Source organism: Hallella bergensis DSM 17361, assembly GCF_000160535.1.
GTDB lineage: Bacteria > Bacteroidota > Bacteroidia > Bacteroidales > Bacteroidaceae > Prevotella > Prevotella bergensis.
In genome coordinates, this window is record NZ_GG704782.1 from 49,145 (window position 1) to 67,738 (window position 18,594).

Annotated in this window: 15 protein-coding genes and 1 pseudogene; 6 read left to right on the forward strand and 10 right to left on the reverse strand. The window is 49.0% G+C overall.

The features are described from left to right. The coding region (locus tag HMPREF0645_RS13005) for a hypothetical protein (protein WP_007174585.1) at positions 1 to 429 on the forward strand (429 nt) is incomplete at its 5' end. Positions 430 to 560: 131 nt separating this feature from the next. On the opposite strand, the gene HMPREF0645_RS08635 is transcribed toward HMPREF0645_RS13005, so the two are convergent. The 3 genes from HMPREF0645_RS08635 to dapB form a co-directional block, all read right to left on the reverse strand. Next, positions 561 to 1,184 carry a tetratricopeptide repeat protein gene (locus HMPREF0645_RS08635; RefSeq protein WP_007174586.1) on the reverse strand — a complete coding sequence of 208 codons (624 nt, stop codon included), beginning with the start codon at positions 1,182 to 1,184 and terminating at the stop codon, positions 561 to 563. A 258-nt stretch (positions 1,185 to 1,442) separates the two neighbouring features. After that, entirely contained in the window at positions 1,443 to 2,891 is a 1,449-nt protein-coding gene (gene lepB, locus HMPREF0645_RS08640; RefSeq protein ID WP_007174588.1) for a signal peptidase I, read from the reverse strand. A gap of 63 nt (positions 2,892 to 2,954) precedes the next feature. Further along, positions 2,955 to 3,710, reverse strand: a complete 756-nt coding sequence (gene dapB / locus HMPREF0645_RS08645) for a 4-hydroxy-tetrahydrodipicolinate reductase (protein ID WP_007174589.1) — start codon at positions 3,708 to 3,710, stop codon at positions 2,955 to 2,957. Positions 3,711 to 3,939: 229 nt separating this feature from the next. Here dapB and HMPREF0645_RS08650 point away from each other — a divergent pair, with 229 nt between their 5' ends. After that, positions 3,940 to 5,118: a PCMD domain-containing protein gene (locus HMPREF0645_RS08650; RefSeq protein WP_007174590.1), complete on the forward strand. Its 1,179-nt coding sequence runs from the start codon at positions 3,940 to 3,942 to the stop codon at positions 5,116 to 5,118. Positions 5,119 to 5,153: 35 nt separating this feature from the next. Then, complete coding sequence (locus HMPREF0645_RS08655; RefSeq protein WP_007174591.1) at positions 5,154 to 5,909, forward strand: porin family protein; 756 nt, start codon at positions 5,154 to 5,156, stop codon at positions 5,907 to 5,909. Between the two features lie 235 nt (positions 5,910 to 6,144). On the opposite strand, the gene HMPREF0645_RS08660 is transcribed toward HMPREF0645_RS08655, so the two are convergent. The 5 genes and pseudogenes from HMPREF0645_RS08660 to HMPREF0645_RS08680 all read right to left on the reverse strand — a co-directional run bounded on the left by HMPREF0645_RS08660 (position 6,145) and on the right by HMPREF0645_RS08680 (position 12,577). Continuing rightward, positions 6,145 to 7,326: an iron-containing alcohol dehydrogenase gene (locus tag HMPREF0645_RS08660; protein ID WP_044123484.1), complete on the reverse strand. Its 1,182-nt coding sequence runs from the start codon at positions 7,324 to 7,326 to the stop codon at positions 6,145 to 6,147. A gap of 1,194 nt (positions 7,327 to 8,520) precedes the next feature. Continuing rightward, on the reverse strand, positions 8,521 to 9,528 hold the full coding sequence (gene dusB / locus HMPREF0645_RS08665) for a tRNA dihydrouridine synthase DusB (RefSeq protein WP_044123525.1): 1,008 nt from the start codon (positions 9,526 to 9,528) through the stop codon (positions 8,521 to 8,523). A 28-nt stretch (positions 9,529 to 9,556) separates the two neighbouring features. Further along, the gene (gene dprA / locus HMPREF0645_RS08670; protein ID WP_007174595.1) at positions 9,557 to 10,690 is read right to left on the reverse strand and encodes a DNA-processing protein DprA; all 1,134 of its coding nucleotides are present in this window, start codon (positions 10,688 to 10,690) and stop codon (positions 9,557 to 9,559) included. A gap of 95 nt (positions 10,691 to 10,785) precedes the next feature. Continuing rightward, positions 10,786 to 11,196: pseudogene (locus HMPREF0645_RS08675) on the reverse strand (acyl-CoA thioesterase); the annotation flags it as partial. A 73-nt stretch (positions 11,197 to 11,269) separates the two neighbouring features. Next, the gene (locus HMPREF0645_RS08680) at positions 11,270 to 12,577 is read right to left on the reverse strand and encodes a DUF2851 family protein (RefSeq protein WP_007174597.1); all 1,308 of its coding nucleotides are present in this window, start codon (positions 12,575 to 12,577) and stop codon (positions 11,270 to 11,272) included. 337 nt (positions 12,578 to 12,914) lie between these two features. On the opposite strand from HMPREF0645_RS08680, the gene ruvB reads away from it, so the two are divergent. The 3 genes from ruvB (at position 12,915) to ybeY (ending at position 14,977) form a co-directional block, all read left to right on the forward strand. Beyond that, positions 12,915 to 13,946 carry a Holliday junction branch migration DNA helicase RuvB gene (ruvB, locus tag HMPREF0645_RS08685; protein WP_007174598.1) on the forward strand — a complete coding sequence of 344 codons (1,032 nt, stop codon included), beginning with the start codon at positions 12,915 to 12,917 and terminating at the stop codon, positions 13,944 to 13,946. A 22-nt stretch (positions 13,947 to 13,968) separates the two neighbouring features. Then, on the forward strand, positions 13,969 to 14,466 hold the full coding sequence (gene coaD, locus HMPREF0645_RS08690; RefSeq protein WP_007174599.1) for a pantetheine-phosphate adenylyltransferase: 498 nt from the start codon (positions 13,969 to 13,971) through the stop codon (positions 14,464 to 14,466). A 79-nt stretch (positions 14,467 to 14,545) separates the two neighbouring features. Further along, a complete protein-coding gene (gene ybeY, locus HMPREF0645_RS08695) occupies positions 14,546 to 14,977 on the forward strand; it encodes an rRNA maturation RNase YbeY (protein ID WP_007174600.1) in 432 nt (143 codons plus the stop codon). On the opposite strand, the gene HMPREF0645_RS08700 is transcribed toward ybeY, so the two are convergent. Both HMPREF0645_RS08700 and HMPREF0645_RS08705 read right to left on the reverse strand, forming a co-directional pair. Next, positions 14,974 to 16,578 (reverse strand): S41 family peptidase, encoded by a 1,605-nt coding sequence (locus HMPREF0645_RS08700; RefSeq protein WP_007174601.1) that lies wholly within the window; start codon positions 16,576 to 16,578, stop codon positions 14,974 to 14,976. The two genes, ybeY and HMPREF0645_RS08700, sit on opposite strands and share 4 nt — an antisense overlap. A gap of 84 nt (positions 16,579 to 16,662) precedes the next feature. Then, a complete protein-coding gene (locus tag HMPREF0645_RS08705; RefSeq protein WP_245544023.1) occupies positions 16,663 to 18,543 on the reverse strand; it encodes a DNA topoisomerase IV subunit B in 1,881 nt (626 codons plus the stop codon). Positions 18,544 to 18,594 lie beyond the last annotated feature (51 nt).

Genomic DNA, 18,594 nt, shown 5'->3' on the forward strand with positions numbered 1-18,594 from the left:
GAGGCAGCCAAAGATGCTAAAAAAGAGGCCAAGGACGTAGCCGACGACGTGAAGGAGGCAGCCAAGGACGTAGCCGACGACGTGAAGGAGGCAGCCAAGGACGTAGCCGACGACGTGAAGGAGGCAGCCAAGGACGTAGCCGACGACGTGAAGGAGGCAGCCAAAGACGCGAAGAAAGACGCAAAAGATGCTGTGGACGATGCTGAAGACCAGGGCGAAAATATGGCCGATGAAGCTACGGCCAAAACACATAATGTAATTGAAAACGTAAAAAACGCTATTACTGACACTAAAGAGAAAATAACAGAGACACGCCGCGACTTTGCCAAAAAGACGGCAGAAGCTATCGAAGGGGCTCGCGCTAATGAAAACGTGAAGAAGATGCGAGATAAACTTTGGGGGATCGTTAACGATATCAAAGAAAAGTAAGCGACAAAAAATTAAGGTAAGTTCTATTAATCCGTATATTTAGTGTTTACTGAATAAATTATAATTTATTGTATATCAAACGAATATTATTTATTCAGTAAACACTAAATTAGCTTTCCAACATACCATTTCTATCTCAAGATCTTAATATTCATCAGTTTTAATTCCTCATTATTCATGCGAACCCATTCATCCCAGTCTTCGTCTAATGATTTTAGCAATGGGCTTGGATGTGTTCTTAATAGTTTTGACAAATAAATCTTTGCATTCTTCTCTCCATCACGCAGATAAATTGCTTTCATCTTATTAATAGCCATATCTTCGTTATACTCATCATTCAATGAACTGTCACAAACAGCAATTGTCTTTTCAATGTAATAAGCAGCCGAGTCTTTATTATGTTCCCTTAAGTATTTTTCCGACAGAAAGATAAGCCGTAACGGATTATTTGCTTGAAGGGTCAAAACTGCATGTTCAGCGTTGGCTATAGCCTCATCCATGTGTCCCAAAGAAAAGAAAACCATGGAACGGTGACGATAACACTGCCTCTTACCGATGTTCGTAGTATCAATACTAAGCAAGTAGTCTGACAGTTTCAATGCTCTTTCGAGCATTGTCGTGTCGGTACGCAGAGTCCCCTCAAGAACCATTTTGTCTAAACTATCACGAAGGTTATTGAGATTTTCTTTATTCTGTCCTTTGACGCATCCTACAATCAATACGAAGACAATAAAAAAATACGATATTTTTTTCATAGAAACTTTATTGCCTTGTTATTTAATTCTGAATTCTTGGTTATATCTTCCCCATGCACCAGTGATAAAACCAATGATAGTCGGTCCTGTAACTGTCCCGTGGCCTCCAGGTGCGCTATAATTCCAAGCTCCAAACACATTTAAATTTATTGGAAATGACCACCAACTTTCGCTTTGGTGAAACTTAACCGGACAGCAGTGATTGTACATTATAAATTATACATTGTACATTATGAATTATGAATTGTGAATTATGAATTACTTAATATTGTCCACCATGTTGAACAGCCGGTTCCAACGTATGCCAGAAAAGCCGTGACGGTCGGGGTCGGAGCTCCACCAAATAAAGATAGGCTTGCCCACGATATGATCCTCGGGCACAAAGCCCCAGTAGCGCGAGTCGGCAGAGTTGTGGCGATTGTCGCCCATCATCCAATAGTAGTCCATCTTGAACGTATAGCTCTTAGCCAGTTTGCCATTGATATAGATTTGTCCGTTCTTCACCTCCAGGTCATTGTCCTCATAAACGCGGATAGGTCGCTCGTAGACGGCTATATTGTCAAGCGTGAGCTGAATGGTTGCACCCTTCTTGGGTATCCACACAGGCCCATAGTTGTCGCGCGTCCATCCTGTCACCATATTCAGGGGATAGAGGTCACCGATGACAGCATCGTTGTTGATACGAATGCTCTCCACCAAGTCCTTGCGGGCCTTGAGCGCCTTGACGGCTGCCTGGGTGAGGGGCATGAATCCGTTTTGGTTCAGGCTCGACAAATCCTCCATGGAGATGCCCAGTTCTTTCATCAGTTCATCGGGGATAGCCTGGCGTAGTTTGACATAATAGGTGTACTGCACATGGTCTGGCTCCTTGTTGGCCTTGCCGTCCAAATAGACGATGCGGTCCTTGATTTGCAGCGTCTGACCCGGCAAGCCCACGCATCGTTTCACGTAGTTCTCCCGACGGTCGGTGGGACGATGGTCTATGGAACCGTATTCGTTGGGGTTGCTGACAATGTAGCTACGACCAATGGCATACATATGCTTGAAATAGTCGAATTGTTCCTGCCGGTTCAGGTCGGCAGGGTTGACTGTCTGTTCAGCCTGCTGTCTGTAGATCTGTTCCCCGAAGCCATAGACCGTCGCATAATAGTCGGCAGCCTGATAACGCGGTTCGGTCAGGATGGTGTCGCCGGCGGGATAGTTGAACACAACAATGTCGTTGAGTTGCACAGTGCCCAATCCCTTGACGCGACGATAGTCCCAATGGGGGAACTCGATGTAGCTCTTGGTGTTGATAACCGGCATGGTATGCTGTGTGAGCGGCATGGTGAGCGGGGTCTGCGGTATGCGTGGGCCATAACTGAGCTTGCTCACAAAGAGATAGTCGCCCGTGAGTAGGCTCTTTTCCAGCGAACTTGAGGGAATGACATAGTTCTGGAAGAAGAAAAGGTTGATGAAATACACGGCCACCAGCGCAAACACCAAGGCATCTACCCAGCTCATGATGAATCGCACGGGACCCTCTGAAGTCTTCCACCACTGCCACTTAATTTTCTTTGTAATATATACGTCGAAGATGAAGGGCACAACGATTAAGCCCAGCCAACTCTTCACCCAAAAGAGAAATAACAAGTAAAGTATGAGAACCACAATGAACTTAGCCCATTGTTTGGTCATGTTGAGATTAGCTCTTTCCTTATCTATCATAACTGTTTGTCGAAAGTATTGGTTGTTTTTATCAGACTGGCCAGACCTGCCTGACTATATGGGTTAAAATTTGAACAAGTCATTAGTGGTCAGCAGACCGGTATGATCCTTGGTGTATTCAGCTGCCAGCACGGCTCCCAATGCAAACCCCATGCGCGAGTGGGCATCGTGTGTAATCGTGATGCTATCGGCTTCGGAGTTGTAGGTCACACGGTGTATACCCGGCACCTCTCCATGGCGAATGCTGTTAACGAGCAGTTCGTCGGCATTGTGGTCTGCCGACCCTTCCACGCGTCCGTCGTCCCAAGTGGTTGTTCCGAGTTTCCACTTGGCCTTGCGGTCGATGTTATCCACAATTTCCTCAGCCAAAGTGATGGCTGTCCCCGATGGTGCGTCGAGTTTGTGGACATGGTGGGTCTCCTCCATTTGCACATCGTATTGTGGAAAACGATTCATGATTTGTGCCAGATATCGGTTTACCGCAGAGAAAATAGCGACTCCTATCGAGAAATTGGAGGCCCAGAAGAGCGTCTGCTTGCCATCTCGCGTCATTTCTTCCACCTCTGCACGATGGTCCTTCATCCATCCGGTCGATCCGCTCACCACCTTCACATGGTGTTTGAAAGCACGACAGTAATTGTCGAAGGCTGCTGTGGGATTGGTAAATTCAATGGCTACATCGGCAGATGCAAACTCGGGACTGTCGAAGTCTTCCTGATTGTCTACATCTATTCTGCATACAATCCGGTGGCCACGCTCCAAGGCAACCTGCTCAATCATGTGCCCCATCTTACCGTAGCCGATTAAAGCAATATTCATGTTTTTTTTAAATTAAAACGTTTCTGCAAAAGTAACCATATTTATGTGGAAAATGTTGTTATTCAGGCTAAAAATTATTCAAATTCGAAACCTGCTGCAAATATTTACCCTTTTTTAATTAGATTTTGCATTCTAAAATGGTTCTCCATAAAATAAAGCACTAACTTTGCAAGTTAGCACGTGACGTTAGTCACGTATTTTCACACCATGTAAATATCTTCAAGACTGTATGAAAGGATACAAATGGATAGCCGGTCTGTTGACTTGTGTCGCTTTGACCTCTTGTTTTAAGGAAGAGCCCCTCAATGCAGAATGTGACATCGAGCAGGTCTTTTTCCACGTAGACAACCCGACTGATGTGTTTTTCTCGGTCTCAGACACGCTACAAAACGTGAGACCGAGCGAAGATGTCATCACTTTCAACGTAAGGCGGAAAAGCGGCATTGACCTCGCTACGCTCAAGCCACAATTCAAACTTACGCCCGGTGCACAGCTCGTTGAGTTGGAGGGTGGAACTATGGACAGCGAAAAAGGCGGGACCTATTACTATGAAACCCTGTCAGAGGACAAACAGTGGAAACGCCGTTACCGCCTGAATATCACGCCGACCATGCGTACGGTAAATGATACCGTTAAGTATGATTTTGAACATTTCGAGCTCGAACCGAAGGATAAGAAATATTACGTCTGGCACAATGTGTTGGAAGACGGAACCTTTGGCAACGACTGGAGCAACGGCAATCCCGGCTTCAGAATCGCAAGGCCGTCGGCCCAACCCTCAGAATATCCATCGGCGCCCATGGAAAACGGGTTCGATGGTCATGCCGTTCAGCTCACCACACGCAGCACCGGCTTCTTCGGTGCTTTCGCGAGGAAGCCTATTGCCGCCGGCAACTTCTTTCTCGGAACATTCAACGTTTCCATTGCATCGACCAATCCCCTAAAAGCCACGAGCTTCGGAGTGCCCTTCGACCGCGAACCACTTGTCATGACCGGCGTGTTCAAATACCAGCCCGGCCCTATCTTCAAAGATAAAAATGGAACCGCTATGCCCGACCGGAAAGATTCGGCAGCTATCTATGCCGTGCTCTACTACAACACGGAGGAAATAAGAAGCGGCAACAACATAGAACACAGAAAAATAGTATTGAATGGTGAGAACGTGAAAACCAGTCCGAACATTGTGGCTATTGCCGATATGAAAGAAGTGCCTGTAACCGACAGCTGGACACCGTTCAGGTTGGACTTCGTCTATAAAAAACCAATAGACTATGATGTCATGCTAAACCGCGGATACAATCTTGCCATCGTGTTCTCATCGAGCAACAAGGGAGATCGGTTCGAAGGAGCCATCGGATCGCAACTCTGTATCGATCAGATACGCATTATTTGTAAGAAAGAGGAATAGACTACATCGATTTTTAATCATAAACACACAGCAACATGTCACCCATCAAAATATTCTTGTCTGCAATCGCCTTATATGTTGGAACGGTCAACGCAAAAGCCGATAACATTCTCGACAGCCTCAGTCTGAAGGCACGCGTGGGCTACAGCATCGGCGGAACAGCTCCTGTGTCACTCCCCGCAACCATCCGGGGAATCAACGAATATCGCCTCCAACCCAATTTCTGTCTGGGAGTCGATGCCAAGAATACCCTTGATCCAAACTGGAGCATGCTCATTGGACTTCGGTTTGAAAGCAAAGGTATGCACGTAGATGCCCGTGTGAAGAACTATTACGAGAAAATTGTAAAAGGCAACGAATCGTTGGCCGGACGTTTTACCGGCGACGTGACAACCCAAGTGAGGCTATGGATGATGACCATACCTCTGCAGGCCGTATGGTCTCCAACACCAAAAATCGATGTCCGCTGCGGACCATACATCTCCATGCTCACCAGCAAATCCTTCACCGGTTATGTGCACAACGGCTATCTGCGCGTGGGCGATCCGACCGGAGCTAAAGTGGAGCTTGGAAACGACGAGGAAGCAAGGGGCAACTACGACTTCACGGAACATTTACGCCCGTTGCAATGGGGCCTGAACTTTGGGGTAGATTGGACCCTGTATCGTCGATTCGGCATTTTTGCCGACATCAGCTGGGGACTCACCGGAGTGCATAAGAAGGATTTCAAAACCATAGAGCAAACCCTCTACCCCATCTTCGGAACGCTGGGTGCGACCTATAGCCTTTGATTGCAATGATCTTCAAGACACATACACCGTAGACATCCTGAGAGCTTTCGGGGTAGCCGATGCAGACACGTCTATCCCCAAACTCTGCAACTTTCTGCGTAAGCGGGTAAAGTAGACGAGGCAAGAACAAATCGACGTTCACAAAAACATCAAAATAATAAAGAAGCAAACAACTCCCCAAATCGACACATCGACTTGGGGAGTTGTTTTTCTCAACAAAATATGACCATTCTTTTTACTGCGCCATGCGGTAAATTTGTTCGATGTCTTCTGCTTTCAGCACTTTGAAGTGGCCATGTGTAATCGTGTTGTTGCGTGTACACTTGCGTGCCATTTCCTTGATCTCGTCTTCTGTCACCTGACGACCAACCAGTTCGTGGATGGAAGTAGGCATGCCTATGGAATGATAGAATTTCTCTATTTCCTCAATGCCACGAAGGGCTGTTCCCTCTGGATCATCGCTATTCTCAGGAACGTCCCACACCTCCACAGCAAACTGTACGAAGCGTTGAATATTTTCCTTCATCACATAGCGCGCCCAACTTGGCCACACTGCTGCCAAGCCGGCACCATGGGCAACGTCGAACAACGCGCTCAACTCATGCTCGATCTGGTGTGTAGCCCAGTCGCCGAGAAGGCCACAACCGGTAAGTCCGTTGTGAGCCAGGCTACCGCCCCACATAATCTGTGCACGGTTTTCGTAATCATTGGGGTTTTTCAGCACGTCATGCACGCATTCCTTCATGGTGCGGAGCAGGCTGATGGCAATATTATCGGTGAGCACCATGTCGTTGTCGTGAGAGAAGAAACGTTCCATGGTGTGCATCATCATGTCGGTCACTCCAGCCGCTGTTTGGTAGGCGGGGAGCGTAAAGGTGCGCTCGGGATTCATGATGGCAAACTTCGGACGAGTAAGGGGATTGGAATAGCCACGCTTAATCTCTCCCTCTTCCTTGGTGATCACCATGGCATCGCTCATCTCACTGCCCGCAGCGGGAATGGTGAGTACTGAAGCCACCGGCAGGCAGCACTTGGGTTCTGCGACGCCCTCAAAAAAGTCCCACACATCGCCATCATAGTTAGCTCCGATCGCTATGGCTTTACTGGAGTCGATGACGCTACCGCCTCCTATGGCAAGGATAAATTCAATCTTCTGTTCCCGAACCATCTTGATTCCTTCCTTCACAAGGCCGAGACGTGGATTGGGCACCACGCCGCCAAGCTCAACATAGTCAACCCCGCCTTGCTTCAAGTTCTCGCAAATGGCATCAAGCAATCCGGATGCCTTGGCGCTCTTGCCGCCATAATGTACCAACACCTTGTGTCCGCCATACTTAGTGACAAGCTCTGCCACTTTACTTTCTGACTTCTTGCCAAACACTACCTCGGTAGGGGCATAATAAATAAAATCTTGCATAATAATGAGTAGTTTTTTATTGTCTATAATCTGTCTCAAATATACATATTTTATTCCGATTAACAAAGGATTACAACCACGTATTATCGGGAATTAACTTTGTTTGTCATATTATTTTATGTCACTACTCAGCAATACCTATTATATTCTTTGTGTTCTATTTGAGGAATACAAAAAGGGAAATGAAAATTACAAGGACAAATGAGACGTGCGTTCACTTCAAGATGGAACGGTTTGTTCACGCACGTTGGGTTATTCTTGACAAGGTCGATCTTATCTTGGATTCCTATCATGAGGCATCATAAATGGTTAAAGATGTTGACAAAATGACCTCTCATTTTCGCTGATTTGAAAAACTGTTTGTGTTCGCTCGAAATACGAAAAATATATAGGGTTTTGTAAACGTCTGATGGTCAGCGTTTTTGAAAATTAGACCTTTTTCCTTCTTGTTATACCACCCGCGATTGAATATCGATCGGCATGACGGGAAGGCCTCAACCGCCGTGCGATAGAGGCTCTTCCGCGTTGCCGCTAAGGCCTAACCGCACGATGAGAAGGCTTCCATCGCAGCAATCTTATGCATTTGGCTCATGTTCGGCTCGGCTATGCCGAAAAAAGATGGCGCTTTTCTCTCTAAATATCTCGAAAATTATGATCGAAAAACGGTAATTATATTTGTCTAATATACCAACAAGAAGCCCGTGTCTTTTAAAAGTTTTTACTGATCCTCAAAAAGTTAGTATCGCAACTTTTGATTTGCAGTATGCACATCGATTCTATGGCTTCATAGGTGAAGCACAGTATTTGCACGGTCATACAGGAACATTGTTAAACTCACTTTTACAAGTGGCGACAATGCTGCAACAGCCGATTATGAGTCGGACAAGAGCTTTGAACGTTGTCCTTATTGTGGTGTAGCACTGAACGAAGACAGTGTATGTCCGAAGTGCGGTTATAGAAAGAAATAACACATAAATAATGGATTCTCCCAACAAATCATGTGGTTTTGTTGTGGCTATGTAAAGCGTATAGCCGCTGTTCATATCAAAAGATGAACAGCGGCTATATGGATTAGAAGTGCGGTCTCCTCAGGTTATGAGTGCCTGAACAACAACGACATCCGTTTAGCCATCGCGCTATTATTTCAAAACACCTTGAGCTGGCACGCGACAAGACTGGGCATTTTCCTCCAAGTTATCGGGAATGCTCCCTGAGCACTAATCGGCATTCTTCCAGAATACCGGTGAGCTCCTCCATGGTATTGGCTTGCAGCATGGCGATGCGCGTCTGACGGAAGTTGGGAATGTTCTTAAAAATAGGTGAGGAAGCCAAATGACGCCTTGTGTGCAAGATGCCGCGGTATTCGTCTATACGCTCGACGTTGATGCGGAGTTGCTCTTCAAGGATATCTATTTTATCGTCGACCGTTAAGGGTGCAGCCGGTTCCAATCCCCCACCCGACGTACTGTTCAGATAGTCGCGCATCTCCTTAAAAATCCATGGACACCCGAACGTGGCACGGCCTATCATGACTGCGTCTACACCATAACGCTCAAAGGCCTGCTTGGCCTGCTCCGGTGTAGTGATGTCGCCATTTCCTATAATCGGGATATGGATGCGCGGATTTCGTTTCACCTCACCAATGAGCGACCAATCGGCGTCACCGGTATACATCTGCGAGCGGGTGCGCCCATGTATGGTGAGCGCGCGGATGCCACAATCCTGCAGTTGTTCGGCCAGGTCTGTTATGATGAGGTTGTCCAAATCCCATCCCAACCGAGTTTTGGCCGTGACGGGAACCCTTACGGCATCGACTACGGCGCGTGTGATGTCGAGCATCAGCGGTATGTTCTTCAGCATGCCGGCACCAGCGCCCTTGCCCGCAACTTTCTTCACGGGGCACCCGAAGTTGATGTCGATGACATCCGGTTCTACCGTCTCGACCATCTTCGCAGCCTCGACCATCGACTCCACGTCGCGCCCATAGATTTGTATGCCCACCGGGCGTTCGTCGTCATCGATCTGCATCTTGTCCAATGTCGACTTGATGTTGCGTATAATGGCCTCAGCCGATACGAACTCGGTGTACATCATATCGGCACCATAACGCTTGCATAGCTTACGGAAACCTATGTCGGTCACGTCTTCCATCGGAGCGAGGAAGAGCGGTTGTTTCTTAAATTCTATATTGCCTATTTTCATCATTGCATGAAAAGATAATGATTTTCTATCACTCTAATAAGTGATACGTCCCACCCGCATACGGCTTAACGATGCCTTTCATCTCCATACCCAGCAACAGGGACGTGAGCTTGCCGACAGGGATGTCCGTCCTCACGCTGATAATGTTGAGCTGGATGTCGTTCATTTTCCGCAGTAGCGCCACCACCTTGGCCTCCTCCGGCGACAAATCTGGGAAAAGATTTCGCTCTATCCCGGCATGACGGGCAGCGACAACAGCGCGCTCGTCATCCCACCCCATGGCATTCAGGAAGTCGTCGGCCGAGGTGATGAGGCCCGCACCATTGTCGCGGATCAGATTATTGCAGCCCTCACTATAGACGGCTCCCACCGCTCCGGGAAAAGCAAAAACATCGCGATTGTAATCCCGCGAGATGCGCGTGGTGATGAGTCCACCACCCTTGCGGGCACTTTCCACAAGGATACATGCGTCTGAGATGCCTGCCGTGATGCGGTTGCGGCGCACAAAATTGAGTCTATCGGCATTGGTATGGGTCATAAACTCGGTGAGCAATCCGCCACGAGTCACCATCGCATTGGCCACGTCGCGGTGTCGTGGCGGGTAGAGGTTGTCGAGTCCGTGAGCCAAGACGCCGATGGTATCGATGTTGTTTTGCAATGCATGGCGATGGGCACAGACATCAATGCCGTATGCCAATCCACTGACAATGACTATCTCGGGGCATTTGACACGTAGGTCGGCCACCAGCCTTCGCACGAGATCCTCGCCATAGGCAGTGCTGTGCCGCGTGCCCACAATATTGATGATGCGCTGCGCATTCAGATCCGCCGTTCCTTTATAGAAGAGCATCAGCGGTGCGTCGGGGCATTCCCTGAGGCGCATGGGGTATGCCTCGTCGTTGAGACACAAGGTGCGGATATTGTGTTTCTCATCATATTCAAGTTCCTCCTCGGCCCTTTGGCGAACCGTATCAATATCTCTCAGCGCCTCCATCACCTTTTGGGGAATACCCGGATACATCTTCGCCAGTTCCTTGCGCTGCTCCACGATGGCCGTTGCCGAACCAAGTTCGCGATACAATGCGACCATCGCATTGAGGTTAAAATAACTCAATCGGGTGAGAATGGCTGTGTTGAGCAGTTCTTGCGGAGTTGTCGTCATAGCTGAAGTGAGGATGATTATCTGGGTTGTCGGGTGCAGACTGCATCGACATCTCGTTTTCCTGCACTGACTTCCTTGCACTTCTTCTCATATGCCTCTATGACGGGCAGGAATACACGGTCATAGTCTTCGCTCATACCTAAGCGACCATTGATGAGCGTCACTAATTCCACGTCGGCATGAAAACAGAGTTGCTCATCAGAGGCACGATAGATGTCGTGTTCAAATACATATTTCATGCCTTCCTTGCGCAGGTTCATGCATGAAATCATCTCATCGTCGGGCCTCAACGGCGATTTGAACTTCAGTTGCATACGAGCCACCACAGCGTCCACGCCTTTCTCGTGCAGCTCGGTAAAGCTAACACCCAGCGAACGCAGGAACCGGTGGCGCGTGTGCTCCGTGTAATGTAAGTAGTTGGCGTTATTCACAATTCCCTGGATGTCGCATTCATAGTCGCGCACATCCATCCTTGTTTCAAATAAATACGAGTTGTTTCTCTTCATACGTTGTTTTGAAGTTTGGATTCAAGACATCATCCTTGTCATATGCTGGATTTTTTCGAGGAATACAGTAAGCTTATTTCGTCAGCCTGCCTTTAGTGAGGAACTGATAACCAATTCTGCATCTCAGACACTCTCTCTTGTCGCAATATTCTTTTTTCAACTGTATCAGAGCCTGGGAGTCGCCAGCATTTTCCACCGTCAGGCCACACTCCTTCCACATCCTCACCACGTGGTTGTTTTCAGCCCTGAGTTGCTCCAAGAATCCGAGAGCACGATCGCAGAACTCCTCGACCTGCCTGTGCCGTCCGTATGCAAAGAGCATGGGCACGGCGGTGTTGATGAGCAGCAAGTCCAAGGACGACTGCGAGAGTCGTTTCTCACTCTTCCTGCTCTCGGCTCCAAACATGTAATGCGTTTCCCAATAAGGTGTGACGGCCGTCCGGAATAGCTCTCTGGCCGCCTTCACATCCTTGCAGTCGATGAGTCGGGCGAGTCCCGTCTTGTGTTCATAACAAAGATTGGCGATTTGGGCAATGCGTATATGCGGGAAGTTCTGTGGTCTGAGCCGAAGGAAACGCCATAAGCCAGGATCAATGGGGTTCAGTTGGAACTTATGCGACAAATAGAGGTATTCTTCGCGCATCCGACTGAAATAGCCTTCCTCCATCGCAGCATCACGGTAACGCTCCGGCACGGCCTCGATGTCGAGCAACCCAGCCTGTCCCATGAACATAGCCTCCACCTGAAACAAATCATCGCGGTGATGCGCCACGTCGTGTAGCGGAACGCTCGCTGCCCACTGCTCGAAGGCATCGCCATTGATGCCAAATCCATAGTTGCGGGCCAAGGTCATGAAATAAGCATCCTCCCACGACCCATTGCAGCGTTCCACCCTTTGGCGTATGGTCTCTGTCTTCTGTTCCAGCCGTTCGGTTTGCAGGGTACTCATCCAGGAGTGTATCATAAGACTCGACAACTCCGGAATAATCTGATAGCAGGGCGGATACTTGTCAGCACGCAGCAACTCGCTGTAGTTTTCTCTCACCCCATCGGGCACGTCAAGTTGCATCTGCGGGATCAGGCGCCCGTCTCCGGCTTGCACGTCCGCATCGGCCATCCCCACCACGTGAAGCACTACATTGTCGTAATGACGATCCTCGTGATGATGGTGCAAATACCAGTCGGAAGCCCTGTCGTGTATCTCCACATTGCCCACCCACACCGTGTCACCAATCCTTATCTTTGCATTGAAGAAGTCGGGTCCTGCATGATGGTTGTGCAGTCCTGGGTCGATCACTTCAACGGACAGTCCGGTTGTAGTCTCCAAGGGCTTCAACGGGAATAGTTTGTGTTTCCACACATAGTGCAATAGTTGTTCCATTCAGAACAGGGTTGAGACATTCTTATTGTAAAGGTGGGCTTCTGTATTTTTGCTCCCGGCTTGCACCCACATTCGCAAAGGTAATAATAAATTCTCATTATACACGGGCATTCCAAGAGATTTTGTTTTGAAAAAATGGCATAAGCTCCGCATTTCAAGTGTGCACAGTGTGACCAAGATGAAGCTCTTACATATTTTTGATTCTTACTGTTGGGCCTGTCGGGTAAAATGATTTTTTCGATTCCTTTCCGTATCGCTAATGTATTTCTGTTTATTTAGGACAACATTGACTGTCATCTCCAATCTTTTTGAGTATCTTTGCAACAAAAACATACGAATGGCAGAAGACTTTGACATCAGGGACGAGCAGATCACATCCAATGAAAAGGAATTTGAAAATGCGCTCCGACCTCTATGCTTCGGCGACTTCAACGGTCAGCAGAAGGTGGTGGAGAACTTGCAGGTCTTCGTCGAAGCCGCCAAATACCGGGGCGAACCTCTTGACCACACGCTGCTTTATGGCCCTCCGGGACTGGGAAAGACCACACTGAGCAACATCATTGCCAACGAACTGGGTGTAGGCTTCAAGATTACTTCCGGACCTGTGCTCGACAAACCGGGCGACCTTGCAGGCATTCTGACTTCGCTCGAACCCAGCGACGTGCTGTTCATCGACGAAATTCACCGCCTGCAGCCGGTCGTGGAGGAGTATCTATACTCTGCCATGGAGGACTATCGCATCGATATTATGATCGACAAAGGGCCGTCGGCACGCAGCATTCAGATCGACCTGAACCCGTTTACACTCATCGGTGCCACCACTCGGTCAGGCATGCTCACGGCACCACTGCGTGCGCGTTTCGGCATCAACATGCACTTAGAATACTACGATCCTGAAACATTGACACGCATCATCAGGCGATCGGCTCAGCTACTCAAGGTGCCCGTTGACGATGAGGCTGCCATGGAGATTGCGCGACGTAGTCGGGGCACGCCCCGTGTGGCCAACGGATTGCTGAGACGCGTGCGCGATTTCGCACAGGTGAAGGGCAATGGCACCATCACCACCGACATTGCCCAGCTATCCCTGCAAGCCCTGAACATCGACCAATACGGACTCGATGAAATCGACAATAAAATACTCACAACCATCATCGACAAGTTTCGCGGGGGACCCGTGGGCGTGTCGACCATAGCCACTGCCATAGGCGAGGATGCCGGAACCGTGGAGGAGGTCTACGAGCCATTTCTCATTATGGAGGGCTTCATCAAGCGTACACCACGCGGGCGCATGGCTACCCGACTGGCATACGACCACCTCGGCCGTAATCCCTATGACGGAAATGTGATGCAACAAGAACTCTTTTAATTTCTTCCATTACCCATCCCTCATGCAACCATCCCCTACTCACACAACGGCTCTCTTTGTCGGCACTTTCGACCCTTTCACCATCGGTCATGCTGACATCGTAGAACGCACACTACAGCTTGTTGACAAACTTGTCATCGGCGTGGGAGTGAATCCCGACAAACACACTCTGTTTTCTCCCGAGGAGCGCATAGGCGCTATCCAAAGCCTCTATGACGACGAACCACGCGTGTCGGTGGTGACCTATTCCGACCTTGCCGTTGACCTTGCCAAGCGTGTCGGGGCAAAATTCATCGTGCGCGGCGTGCGCTCGGTCAAAGACTTTGAATACGAACGCGACCAAGCTGAATACAACAAGAGGCTCGGAAACGTGGAAACTCTCCTGCTCTATGCCGACCCGACGCTCACTGCCGTCTCGTCGAGTGCGTACCGGCAGTTGATTTATTTCCAAAAGGATGCCTCATGGATGCTGCCAGGGAAAGGGAAGAATCAAGAGGGAAGAGAGAAGAGGGAAGAATGAAGAGGGAAGAATGAGGAGGGAAGAATGAAGAGGGGTTCTGAATACTGTGTTGGAACTGAAACTATAAAATAATAAGCACATGATTACCTATCAAGCAGAAGGTGTTGAGTTGCCGAGCATCAAGCACCGGGAGACGACGGCATGGATTAAGGCGGTGGCGGCGACCTATGGCAAGCGCGTGGGTAGCATCGGATACATGTTTGTGGATGACAAGAAGATACTGGAAGTAAACAACCAATACCTTGGCCACGACTATTACACCGATATCATTACCTTCGACTATGATGATGGCGATGTCATCAATGGCGATCTTGTCATTTCCCTCGACACCGTGCGAAGCAATGCCGAACTATTCGGCAAGGACTATGCCGATGAACTCAACCGTGTGATCATTCATGGCATTCTCCATCTCTGCGGTATCAACGACAAAGGACCGGGCGAGCGGGAGATTATGGAAGCCCATGAGGAAAAAGCGCTCGCCTTGCTCAAAGAAATGCAAAGGCAGAACTAAAATTGCCTTTCTTGCCTTTCCATCTCCTCAATGGCACGCAAGACGATGTCGTTTTGCTCATTAATCACTTGGAAATACTCACTCATATCCCACAAGTCACGGGCTACGAGAGCCTTAAGCTGGGTCTTGAGATAGGGTAAGGTCCTGCTGAGTTCTGCTGCATCCTTAGGCTCTATCTTTTGTTTTTTGCCCTCAGCAATGATTTCATTGACTACAGATTGGGGTATCTCAAAATCTGAAAGGTACTTATCGAATGCCTCGTATCGGTTTTTTAGCTGTTTGCGATGGCTGTCGACATACTTGAGATTCGCATTCATCACAATACCCTTGGCAGCCAATTGTCGATGAAATCGGGTATATTTCGTGGTGTCGAGTGGCACAAACACATCGGGCATCACCCCACCCCCGCCATACACCGTGCGATGTTTGCGCAGGGTGTAATACTTCAGGGAATCGTCAAAATGGATGCTGTCTGCCGAATACAGTTCACCATGCTTGTACCGATCGTCCAATTCCATATCATAATCCTTCTTATCCCCTTTCTTATAGGGCTTCTGGATACATCGTCCGGAAGGTGTGAAATAGTGGGCCACCGTGAGTCGCATCATACTGCCGTCGGGGAAATTGACCGGGCGTTGCACCAGTCCCTTGCCAAAGCTGCGACGCCCTACAATCACGCCCCGATCCTGATCTTGAATGGCTCCGGTAACAATCTCCGCAGCAGAAGCAGAAAATTCGTTGATCAGCACGACGACTTTGCCCGTAAGCAGCTTCCCATTGCCTTTGGCATGGTATTCCTGTTGGCGCACCTTGCGACCTTCAGTATAGACAATGAGATCGTTCTTCTGTAAGAATTCATTGGCTATTTGCACGGCAGCCTGCAGATATCCGCCGCCGTTCTCCTCCAAATCGAGTATCAAATCCTTCATTCCCTTGTCCTGAAGCTCACGCACACAGGTCATGAACTCATCGTATGTCGTTGCCCCAAAACTCCCAATCCGGATATACCCGATGCCCGGCCGAATCATGTAATAGCCGTCGATCGTCTTCACAGGAATCTTGTCGCGCGTCACGGTGAAAGTCAGCAGGTCATTGATTCCACGCCGCACAACACCGAGTTTCACCTTGGTGCCTTTCTTGCCACGTAATCGCTTCATGATTTCCTCACGTGGCATTTTTACCCCTGCAATCGCTGTATCGTTGACCATCACAATACGATCTCCGGCCACAATGCCTACCTTATCAGAAGGGCCATTGACAATGGGCTGTATCACCAACAAGGTGTCAGACTGAATGTTGAACTGCACACCAATGCCCTCGAATGCCCCTTGGAGCGATTCGTTCAGGATCTTGGTCTCCTTGGCCGTTGTGTATGAGGAGTGGGGATCGAGCTTCTCCAACATGCCACGAATGCCATCCTCCACCAATCTCTGTTCGTCGACCGAGTCAACGTATAGATTGGAGATGGCCATCTCGGCAACCTGCAGCTTGCGGAATGGGGACTTTGAGCCCAAGTTGAGACGAAACTGCGCTTGTATAGTTGAAGAAACAAAAAGGGATATAGTTAAAAAAGAGATTACCCTATGCCATTGTCTTGTCATTGATATCCTTATGGTTTATTGATGATGTCAGCCCCCGATCCAATGCTTGTCATTCAATCATTGGGCAGGGTGCCGTTGGTTCTTTTACTCCTCCGTTTCCACAATATCTTCTTCGATCACCAAATTGTCGATGATGAAGTTTTGTCGCTCCATGGTATTTTTACCCATGTAGTATTCAAGGAGTTTCTGCACTTGGTCGTTCTTGTGGAGGGTCACCTGTTCCAATCGCATATCAGGGCCGATGAAATGGGCGAATTCCTCGGGTGAGATTTCCCCAAGACCCTTGAAACGGGTAATTTCTGGGTCAGGGCCAAGTGCCGATATGGCCTCAAGGCGCTCGTCCTCCGTATAGCAATACCAGGTGATGAAGTCGTTCTTTTTCTCCCCCTTGCCCAAGCGGGCATCAGCCTCAGCGATTATCTTCTTGTTCTTGATCTTCGTGCGACGGTTTCGCACGCGGAACAACGGTGTCTGAAGCACGAAGACGTGTCCTTTCTTGATGAGCTCGGGATAAAACTGGAGGAAGAATGTGATGATAAGAAGTCGGATGTGCATGCCATCGACATCGGCATCGGTGGCTACGATCACCTTGTTGTAGCGCAGGTTGTCGAGCCCATCCTCGATGTCGAGCGCAGCTTGGAGCAAGTTGAATTCCTCGTTTTCATAAACCACCTTCTTGGTCAGACCGAAGGAGTTGAGCGGCTTGCCACGCAACGAAAACACGGCCTGCGTGTTCACATCACGGCTCTTGGTGATACTCCCACTGGCCGAGTCACCCTCGGTGATAAAGATAGACGTTTCTTCCTTTTGGTCGTTCTTGGCATCGCAGAAGTGGATGCGGCAGTCGCGCAGCTTGCGATTGTGCAAGCTGGCCTTCTTGGCACGCTCCCGAGCCAGCTTTGTCACACCGGCCATGGCCTTGCGTTCGCGCTCACTTTCCTTGATCTTGTTTTCCAGAATATCGGTCACATCCTCCTTATGGATGTGCAAGTAATTATCCACTTCGCGCTTGAGGAAATCGCCAACAAACTTGTTGATGGTCTCTCCGTCTGGTGCCATCACCGTGGAGCCAAGCTTAATCTTGGTCTGACTTTCAAACACCGGCTCCTCCACATTGATGGCAATGGCTGCCACAATGCCGTTTCGGATATCGGCATACTCGTAGTTCTTGTCGAAAAATTCCTTGATTGTCCTGGCTATATGCTCCTTGAACGCACTCTGATGCGTACCACCCTGGGTGGTATGCTGACCGTTCACAAAACTATGATATTCCTCGCCATACTGGTTGGTATGGGTGAAAGCCACCTCGATATCGTCGCCCTTCACGTGCACAATGGGATAAAGGCTATCCACGGTCATGTTGTCGTTGAGCAGATCTTCCAGTCCGTTGCGGCTCTTGATGCGCCTGCCGTTGTACATGATGGTCAACCCGGAGTTCAGGTACGTGTAATTGCGAAGCATCGTCTCCACAATTTCATCGCGAAAAGCGTAGTTCTTGAACAGGCTGCTGTCAGGCTCGAAGAACACATAGGTGCCGTTCTCGTCCTGACTCTTCGAAGTTTTGTCGTCCATGAGCTGACCCTTTTCAAACTTCAGTTCACGCACCTTGCCCTCGCGATAGCTCTTCACCTCAAAGTGGGCACTCAGTGCATTCACCGCCTTTACGCCCACACCATTGAGTCCGACACTCTTTTTAAAGGCCTTGGAATCGTACTTTCCTCCCGTGTTGAGCATCGAGACCGCCTCCACTAATTTGCCTTGCGGTATGCCGCGCCCATAATCCCTGACGCTGACATGTAGGTTGTCATCGATATCGACCTCTATCCTGTCGCCCGCGTTCATCTTGAATTCATCGATGGAATTGTCGATAACTTCCTTGAGGAGCACATAGATTCCGTCTTCCGGCAGTTTGCCGTCGCCAAGCCGCCCGATATACATACCGGGTCTGGTCCTGACGTGTTCCATGTCGCTCAGGTGTCGTATATTGTCGTCTGTGTATTCCGGTGTTTGCGGTTG

Bases quoted from the DNA above. Each gene is read 5' to 3' on its own strand.
- HMPREF0645_RS08660 (WP_044123484.1), bottom strand. From the start codon at position 7,326: ATGCAAGATTTTATTTATTATGCCCCTACCGAGGTAGTGTTTGGCAAG.
- coaD (WP_007174599.1), top strand. From the start codon at position 13,969: ATGCAACCATCCCCTACTCACACAACGGCTCTCTTTGTCGGCACTTTC.
- HMPREF0645_RS08635 (WP_007174586.1), bottom strand. From the start codon at position 1,184: ATGAAAAAAATATCGTATTTTTTTATTGTCTTCGTATTGATTGTAGGA.
- dapB (WP_007174589.1), bottom strand. From the start codon at position 3,710: ATGAATATTGCTTTAATCGGCTACGGTAAGATGGGGCACATGATTGAG.
- dprA (WP_007174595.1), bottom strand. From the start codon at position 10,690: ATGACGACAACTCCGCAAGAACTGCTCAACACAGCCATTCTCACCCGA.
- ruvB (WP_007174598.1), top strand. From the start codon at position 12,915: ATGGCAGAAGACTTTGACATCAGGGACGAGCAGATCACATCCAATGAA.
- HMPREF0645_RS08705 (WP_245544023.1), bottom strand. From the start codon at position 18,543: ATGGAACACGTCAGGACCAGACCCGGTATGTATATCGGGCGGCTTGGC.
- HMPREF0645_RS08700 (WP_007174601.1), bottom strand. From the start codon at position 16,578: ATGACAAGACAATGGCATAGGGTAATCTCTTTTTTAACTATATCCCTT.
- ybeY (WP_007174600.1), top strand. From the start codon at position 14,546: ATGATTACCTATCAAGCAGAAGGTGTTGAGTTGCCGAGCATCAAGCAC.
- HMPREF0645_RS08650 (WP_007174590.1), top strand. From the start codon at position 3,940: ATGAAAGGATACAAATGGATAGCCGGTCTGTTGACTTGTGTCGCTTTG.
- HMPREF0645_RS08655 (WP_007174591.1), top strand. From the start codon at position 5,154: ATGTCACCCATCAAAATATTCTTGTCTGCAATCGCCTTATATGTTGGA.
- HMPREF0645_RS08680 (WP_007174597.1), bottom strand. From the start codon at position 12,577: ATGGAACAACTATTGCACTATGTGTGGAAACACAAACTATTCCCGTTG.
- dusB (WP_044123525.1), bottom strand. From the start codon at position 9,528: ATGAAAATAGGCAATATAGAATTTAAGAAACAACCGCTCTTCCTCGCT.
- lepB (WP_007174588.1), bottom strand. From the start codon at position 2,891: ATGATAGATAAGGAAAGAGCTAATCTCAACATGACCAAACAATGGGCT.